This window comes from Bacteroides sp. 1001302B_160321_D4 (genome assembly GCF_015667765.1).
In the GTDB taxonomy this organism is placed as follows: Bacteria; Bacteroidota; Bacteroidia; order Bacteroidales; family Bacteroidaceae; genus Bacteroides; species Bacteroides xylanisolvens.
In genome coordinates this window covers 21326-27598 of sequence record NZ_JADPLO010000072.1, presented here as the reverse complement: position 1 = coordinate 27598, position 6273 = coordinate 21326, and the positions used below count along the sequence as shown (strand labels likewise).

8 protein-coding genes and 1 pseudogene are annotated in these 6273 nt (G+C 35.8%); 7 read left to right on the top strand and 2 right to left on the bottom strand.

Features of this window, described 5'->3' with window-relative positions; all coding sequences use genetic code 11:
* The 7 genes and pseudogenes from KFO40_RS21815 to KFO40_RS21785 all read left to right on the top strand — a co-directional run.
* Positions 1–249, top strand: a pseudogene (locus KFO40_RS21815) (histidine kinase); the annotation flags it as partial.
* Positions 250–298: 49 nt separating this feature from the next.
* Positions 299–625: a hypothetical protein gene (locus KFO40_RS21810; protein ID WP_008768544.1), complete on the top strand. Its 327-nt coding sequence runs from the start codon at positions 299–301 to the stop codon at positions 623–625.
* A gap of 92 nt (positions 626–717) precedes the next feature.
* The gene (locus KFO40_RS21805) at positions 718–2295 is read left to right on the top strand and encodes a phage terminase large subunit (protein ID WP_008647899.1); all 1578 of its coding nucleotides are present in this window, start codon (positions 718–720) and stop codon (positions 2293–2295) included.
* 2 nt (positions 2296–2297) lie between these two features.
* Complete coding sequence (locus KFO40_RS21800; protein ID WP_008768543.1) at positions 2298–3314, top strand: hypothetical protein; 1017 nt, start codon at positions 2298–2300, stop codon at positions 3312–3314.
* Positions 3315–3370: 56 nt separating this feature from the next.
* Positions 3371–3634: a hypothetical protein gene (locus tag KFO40_RS21795; RefSeq protein WP_109115691.1), complete on the top strand. Its 264-nt coding sequence runs from the start codon at positions 3371–3373 to the stop codon at positions 3632–3634.
* A 181-nt stretch (positions 3635–3815) separates the two neighbouring features.
* Positions 3816–3983 (top strand): hypothetical protein, encoded by a 168-nt coding sequence (locus tag KFO40_RS21790; protein ID WP_171033286.1) that lies wholly within the window; start codon positions 3816–3818, stop codon positions 3981–3983.
* Positions 3983–4585: a GNAT family N-acetyltransferase gene (locus KFO40_RS21785; protein WP_109115690.1), complete on the top strand. Its 603-nt coding sequence runs from the start codon at positions 3983–3985 to the stop codon at positions 4583–4585. Before KFO40_RS21790 ends, KFO40_RS21785 begins: the two co-directional genes overlap by 1 nt.
* Before the next feature lie 136 nt (positions 4586–4721).
* Here the strand turns inward: KFO40_RS21785 and KFO40_RS21780 are convergent, their stop codons facing one another.
* Positions 4722–4892 (bottom strand): helix-turn-helix domain-containing protein, encoded by a 171-nt coding sequence (locus tag KFO40_RS21780; protein ID WP_083790858.1) that lies wholly within the window; start codon positions 4890–4892, stop codon positions 4722–4724.
* Positions 4889–6028, bottom strand: coding sequence for a site-specific integrase (locus KFO40_RS21775; protein ID WP_109115689.1), 1140 nt, complete (start codon positions 6026–6028; stop codon positions 4889–4891). Before KFO40_RS21775 ends, KFO40_RS21780 begins: the two co-directional genes overlap by 4 nt.
* Positions 6029–6273: the final 245 nt, after the last annotated feature.

The following is a 6273-nucleotide window of genomic DNA, read 5'->3' as shown; positions in this document are numbered from 1 at the left end:
ACAACTAATATAAACAAACAAGATACCGAGCATACAGAATCAGCTGAAACATTATCAATATCCATTTCACAAATATCATCCAAGCTAGACTCTCTATACCAAAGGGTTAATGAACTTTGCAAATCATCAGGAAAGACTATAGAATTAAGTTGGTGGGATTTACATAAAGATAAAATTTATCTATCGGCAATAATTACAATGCTAATAACAATATTTCTTGTTAAAATCAAAAAATCATATCATTTATAACAACCACCTCTATAGCAAAAGACTATTCTTGATAAAACATTAAGAAGTTATGGATTTACATATTAAAGATAGATTGCTTATTCCTTCTATTTTTCCAGAACGAGGAAATTTTATGGATTTTAATTTGAAAAAGTCTATCGCCCGGAAAATTGCTATTTCAGAGCAAGACAGAAAGGACTATGAAATAGTCGAAAAAAAGGAAGAAAAGCGAATTGAATGGAACGTTCAAAAAGACGCAGAAACCCCATTAGTGGTAGAATTTTCTAAAGAAGAACTGGATTATATGCGTAGGTCTTGTGAAGCTATTGCAGAACAACAAATGCCAGATGAAATGTGGGCTGTAGTTGAACGCATCTATAACGAAGCACAAAATTGATTTCTTACTTCTTTACTCACAATCATATCTTCCATACGAATGGGAATCTGTCTTACTGTACGGATTCCCATTTATTGTTTTAAATTAACAATATGGCTGTAGGATTAAAAGCACCAAACATAAAAATTGATTTCAAGCCATCTCCCAAACAATATGAATTATGGAAATTACTTCAACCCGACTATTGCCCTCATTGTGGAGGGCATATATCACAAAAAATGGTCGGACATGATATTAAAGGAAATCCACAATATAAACCATATTGCACATCATGCGGCTCTGAAAATTTACCACAACTTATTTTAGGAGGTGGTGCAGCCGGAGGTGGAAAATCTTATTTAGGAAGCTGCTGGCTTGTTAGTAGCTGTATGAGATTTCCAGATATACGTGCCGTTGTAGCTCGTAAAACCTTAAAGAGTTTGAAAGGTTCTACTTGGAATACCATAAAGAAAGTATGTAAGGAATGGGGGCTAAAAGAAGGGGTGAATTACAAAATAAACAACCTTGATGGGATATTGACATTTTGGAATGATTCAGTCATCATCATGCAAGAAATGGTTGACTTACCTTCAGACCCTAACTTTGAACGTTTCGGGTCTTCAGAATATACTATTGCATTCATAGATGAGGTATCAGAAATTTCAGAAAGAGCTATTGAAGTATTATTTTCTCGTCTTCGTTGGCGCACAGCAGAAACATTTAAGACTGCCAGAATGATGATGTCAACCAACCCTTGTATTAATTGGGTACGTTCGCGTTTTGTTCAAGACGATGAAGGAAATCCTGTATTATGCAAAGAAGGCGAAGCATACGTACCATTCTCTGTTTTTGATAATCCGGATATTCAGTTTGTACAGACCTATGTTGCAGCATTAAACAAAATTACAGATCGAGCAACACGAGAAAGGCTTTTATATGGGAACTGGGATTTTGTTGATTCAAACCTTATGGCTGCATATTGGAATTTTGATGGCGAAAAACATCTTATTGAACGGTTACGGGAAAAAGTTTATGATCCGATGAAGCCAATCATATCAGGATGGGACTTTAATGTCGCTCCATATATGAGTGAGATGGAGTTGCAGATTAATTATGAAAAGAAAGAAATATATCTGCTGGAAGAAAACTTAGGTAAACCAGAGAACAAAGAAAACAATACCCCCAAATTATCTCAAAAAATAAGAGACAAACACCTCCAGAATCAGCATATAGGCGGAATAATTATAACAGGAGACCCAGCAGGATTAGCACGTAGCACGCAAACAGAAGAAGGTGTCAACAACTATACTATTATAGTGGACAATATGAAAAACAATGTACTAAGGCCACGTATAAAATTGCTTCAGAAGCAGCCGCCACAAAGTACCCGGTTGGAGTTTGTCAACGCTATATTAAACGGGTTTGACGGTTGGAAATTCATGGCAGACCTACGGTGTCGTAAATTTACTGAAGATATGATATATCAGCAGAAGAACTCTGACGGCACCAAATCCAAGAAAAAAGTATTAAACCCCAAAACCGGTGGAAAAGAAGAAAAATATGGGCACTTATCGGACATCTTGGATTATGTATTAGTATTGTTTCTCTGTGACTCATGGAGACGGTTCCAAAATCAAAAGACAACAATTGAAACATATACAGCACCAGTCTATAACACTTTTGAATATTAATTATGTATAGAAGGTTTTTAAACAAAAATGATTATCTGGGTATCATTACGGAGGATGCTTTATCGCAGCTTACCCGTGGGAAAAATATTTGTTTTGTGCAGGCAGAACAAGCCGCTGAAGCATCTATTATGGATTACCTTACTGAAAATTATGAAATTGAACGCGAACTAAATCGAGGTAAATTCATCTTTGAATATGATCGAAGAATCAGTTATCCTATAGGATGTCATTTTTACCTTGACGGGAAAATATGCGAGGTAATTCAAGCTATCAATGGCTACAAAGCTCCTTGTCCTATATCTTATTGGCACGAAACAGAAGAGATACTTGACCTGAAAAAAATAGAACAATACAGCCAGATGAAAAACTATCGTCCCGGAGATGTGACAAAGTTCTTAGGACGGACATATATATGTGACATCGCCAATGGCATAGACTTCAACGATATTCGTATTCCGGAAGTTAATGCCTGGGAAATGGTTGATACATACAAGTGGGACACTGTTCCATACAATGAATGGGAAGTTGTAGAATATGAAGGCAAATTCTTCACCTTGCTAACAATGGATAATTATGACTGTCTGGTCAATCCAATGGAGTCTGACTGCTGGGGGATGATTGGAGAATATGATCCTTCACTCAATTCTTATGAGTTGTCAGAACACGAATATGTAGAATATAAAGGAAAAATTTATTACCCTATAATCAATCCCAATGCTGATGTACCGGAACTGGAAAGGAATATCAGATACCATGACCCAAGAAACTATAACTTGAAACGTCACATGGTTCAACTGTCATTATACGAGTTGCACAAACTGATTTCTCCTAACAATATCAGTACTGTACGAATAGATGACTACGACCATTCTATGCAATGGCTAAAAGACGCTTCCAGGCTAAAATTAAATCCTCAAATTCCGAGAAAAATTGATAACAAGAAAGAGCCTCTTACAGACTGGCAGATGGCAACCTTTCAAACATCTTATGACCCATATCAAAACCCTTGGCATGTATGAAATGGTTTTAATATGATAGCATCATCTCAAAATTAAAAATTAACCTCAAAAATTACATGGATTTTCTAAAAAAAATTAGGCAGAAAATAGATGAATTCTGCTTTAACCACATGAGAATGGACGGTGCCCAGCATCTGATTGCTGGCATCTTGATTTATGATGTACTCAAATACCTTATACCTGTTTGGAGTGCCATACTAATCACTCTGATTATACTTGTCGCCAAAGAAGTTGTTTTAGATAAATGGATAAAGAAAGGAGTAGCTGATTGGCATGATATAATCTGGGGAGTCATAGGACTTCTGTTAGGAGTGCTGTAAGTACTACTCTTAGAGTAAATGATACGGTGGGTAATAGTGATGTTGCTCACCGTATTCTTGTTAATGATGCTGTAGATACTGAACTTTGTGTTAAAAGTAGTGCTGATAAAGATGATTTTAATGGTGCTGAAATAAAAAGTAAAACTAATGTTGTATCTTTGTCTCGTAAAACAATTGATTTATGGCAATTTATATCAAACCAATACCAACATTAACCGGCAAAGTCGCAGAAAAATTTGAAAAGATTGCCCGTGAGAATGAGAAAAAACGAGGGACCGTTGATTTTTCGCGTGAAGTAGAAATGACCAAAAGAATTTTGGAAAAATCAAACCTTCGTAAATTCAAATAGTGGGTACATTTATCGAAGATAATTGCGAATTTGTTGAATGGAGCAGACCTCTAATAGAGAACTGTTCTGACTTTTCATGCACTCACGATAAGGATATTGAAAATTTCTTCAAAAATGATTTTGAAAATTACAACAATCAATTACTTGGTAAATCATACGGTTTCGTCAAGGCTAACACTTCTTTAGAATTAGTTGCAGCATTTACCGTATCCAATTCAATGTTGCCCGTTTCGTCCTTACCTAAAAATATAAAAAACAAAATAAATCGCCCAATACCCAATATTAAACGCAACTCTCAATATCCAGCTGTATTAGTTGGACAATTAGCTGTATTTGATTCCTTTGCCGGAAAACATATTGGTGATGAAATTTTGTCTTTTATAAAAGGTTGGTTTATTGATCCATTAAATAAGACTGGATGCCGTTATATTATTGTTGATGCCTCTAATCATCAAAAAGTGATAGATTTTTATCAGCGTAATGGATTCAAATTTATATTTGAAAATATTGCAGATGAAATAGAATACATGAAACTAGACCTAGAACCAGAGTATAAACGTACTCGTTTAATGTATTTTGATTTGATTATCCTAAAATCATAATTTGTTTTCTTCTAACAAAGAAAAATACCCCGGTCACTTAGGGTGAATACCATGTGTCAAAACAGTAATCTGGGCTTTTACCTATTTTGGTAAGTCATAAATGACACACAGTGCAAAGTAACCGAGGCATATATTTTTATCTATTCGTCATATTGACGAAGTTCATCAAGTCTTGCTCCTTTATCAATACTCTACCGGCTGGCTTGGTGTACGGTATTCTTCCTTCAGCCAAGTATCGTTGAGCCGTTCTGTAAGATATACGAAGAAAATCAGCTGCTTCTCTTACAGTGACAAGTTTCACCTTCATACAATATTGTTAAGTCGTTCAAACTCTTTGTCTACTTCAGCCTGGTATATATGCGCATATAGCTGCGTAGTCTGGATATTCGTATGTCCAAGCATTTTGCTGATAACCTCAATCCTCACACCATTGGCTAATGCAATAGTAGTGGCAAAGGTATGCCGGGCAACGTGACTCGTCAACTTCTTTTTTATTTCACAGAACGCCCCCAGAATTTTTAAATATGAATTGTACTTCTGGTTAGATATAACAGGCAACTTAAACTCATACTTCTTTAATATATTCATAACTTTATCCATGAGTGATATATTATAAGGAGTTCCGGTTTTTATTCTCTCATCTCGTATTCTATACATTCCGTCTGTCATTATAGCATCTTTGAAGTTAAAAATTGCCAAATCCGCATACGCCAAACCAGTATAACAACAAAACAGGAAAAGATCTCTCACACGATTCAGGCACATATCATCAATCTGTTTAGTTTCAAGTTTAGTCAGTTCTTCTTTAGTCAAGAACTTCCTTGCTACACGTTTGCCGCGATCTAATTTGAAATTCTGATATGGATTCTCTGAAATCAAATGAGCCGCGTATGCTTCTCTTACAAACACTTTCAGTATCTTGTGATAATTATATACCGAAGACTGGCATTTGCATCGTTTTTTGGCGAATTCATCGTATGCTCTGATATTTTCATCACAAATATCAGTAAAATCTTTAATCCTGCCAAATTCTTTCAGTGCTTTTAGTACACACTTCTGCCTTTGCTTCGTTGAATCAGTAACTTGCCGTTCGTATATCCGTTTCTCCATAAAGGACAGAAATGAATTTGTGGTTCCGGATTCCGAATTGTTCAAATACCGTTCCAATCTTTCAAAGGTGAAAGGAATGTTTTGAGAAGAGAGCTGATAGACAAAATCATATATCCCAGATACCATATCATTCAACTTTTGGTTGAACACTAATGACTGGGGGTGATTTTTAACTTTCAGGTCTTTGCCCCACTGGTCGGAATAGAGTTTTATGCCAGTTCCGACATACTTGCGTTTCCGCTGATAAGTAACCTCCATTTGTACGGAGGATTGACGTTTTTTGGTGGCTACGTGCTTTCTATCAAAGACGAGCCGTACAGATACATTGTTCATACTTTTACTTTAAGTATGATTGATAAATGTAGATAAGGAGAAATTGGGAAGATTTACGTCTGGTATCACACCGGGTATCACATTGGTATCACACCGGTATCATCCCCTAGTATCGCATTGGTATCACAAATATGTCACTATTTACTATACCTTGTCATAGTTTGACGTAATTAGTACTATCTTTTGATACTCCTTTAGATGTCAATTCATATAACATCTATTCAATTAATCTGCTGTAAACCAAC

What these genes read in the sequence shown, in the direction of transcription:
- KFO40_RS21800 (WP_008768543.1), top strand. Translation starts at nt 2,298, where the DNA reads ATGTATAGAAGGTTTTTAAACAAAAATGATTATCTGGGTATCATTACG.
- KFO40_RS21805 (WP_008647899.1), top strand. Translation starts at nt 718, where the DNA reads ATGGCTGTAGGATTAAAAGCACCAAACATAAAAATTGATTTCAAGCCA.
- KFO40_RS21780 (WP_083790858.1), bottom strand. Translation starts at nt 4,892, where the DNA reads ATGAAGGTGAAACTTGTCACTGTAAGAGAAGCAGCTGATTTTCTTCGT.
- KFO40_RS21775 (WP_109115689.1), bottom strand. Translation starts at nt 6,028, where the DNA reads ATGAACAATGTATCTGTACGGCTCGTCTTTGATAGAAAGCACGTAGCC.
- KFO40_RS21810 (WP_008768544.1), top strand. Translation starts at nt 299, where the DNA reads ATGGATTTACATATTAAAGATAGATTGCTTATTCCTTCTATTTTTCCA.
- KFO40_RS21795 (WP_109115691.1), top strand. Translation starts at nt 3,371, where the DNA reads ATGGATTTTCTAAAAAAAATTAGGCAGAAAATAGATGAATTCTGCTTT.
- KFO40_RS21790 (WP_171033286.1), top strand. Translation starts at nt 3,816, where the DNA reads ATGGCAATTTATATCAAACCAATACCAACATTAACCGGCAAAGTCGCA.